Raw genomic sequence first — 299 nt, 5'->3', positions numbered from 1 at the left:
GCGCGTGCAACAACACGACTGGCAACAGCCCGACCTCGAAGCCTGGTCGGCACGCATCGAAGAAACGCTGTCGCGCTACAGCCGCCACACACAATGGGTGGCGGTGGCGCACAGCTTCGGCACCCTGGCCCTGGCGCACCACCTGGCCACGCGCCAGATGGCACCAGCGCTGCCTACAGGCCAGGCAGATTCAGCCCTCGGCGATGCAACCGGTGTCGGGCCCCGACACGGCCGCATCGTCGCGGCCCTGATGGTGGCGCCCGCCGACCCGGTGAAATTCCAGATCGAAGATCGACTGC

General features: G+C 67.9%; 1 protein-coding gene. It reads left to right on the top strand.

Features of this window, described 5'->3' with window-relative positions; all coding sequences use genetic code 11:
* Positions 1 to 299, top strand: a 299-nt coding sequence (locus tag B2W70_RS00515) for an alpha/beta hydrolase (RefSeq protein WP_286741970.1), incomplete at both ends; no start/stop codon positions are given.

Source organism: Aquabacterium sp. UBA2148 (assembly GCF_002328915.1).
Classification (GTDB): domain Bacteria; phylum Pseudomonadota; class Gammaproteobacteria; order Burkholderiales; family Burkholderiaceae_C; genus Aquabacterium; species Aquabacterium parvum.
Note: the sequence above shows the minus strand (reverse complement) of the source record. Positions and strands in the feature narration are given on the sequence as shown.